1 rRNA gene is annotated in these 415 nt (G+C 57.3%); it reads right to left on the reverse strand.

The annotated features are described in order from the left end of the window. Positions 1-415 (reverse strand): 23S ribosomal RNA (locus LIR34_RS17650); the annotation flags it as partial.

Below are 415 nucleotides of genomic sequence, written 5' to 3' on the forward strand. Positions count from 1 at the left end.
CCGCTTTAATGGGCGAACAGCCCAACCCTTGGGACCTACTACAGCCCCAGGATGCGATGAGCCGACATCGAGGTGCCAAACCACTCCGTCGATGTGAACTCTTGGGAGTGATAAGCCTGTTATCCCCAGGGTAGCTTTTATCCGTTGAGCGATGGCATTCCCACTTAATACCACCGGATCACTAAGCCCTACTTTCGTACCTGCTCCACCCGTCGGTGTCGCAGTCAAGCTCCCTTCTGCCTTTGCACTCTTCGAATGGTTTCCGTCCATTCTGAGGGAACCTTTGGGCGCCTCCGATACCCTTTCGGAGGCGACCGCCCCAGTCAAACTCCCCGTCTGGCATTGTCCCACCGCCGGGTCACGGCGGCTGGTTAGAAACCCAATACTGCAAGGGTGGTATCCCAACAGCGGCTCC

It is taken from the genome of Blautia sp. MSK17_66, assembly GCF_020538025.1.
GTDB lineage: Bacteria > Bacillota > Clostridia > Lachnospirales > Lachnospiraceae > Blautia_A.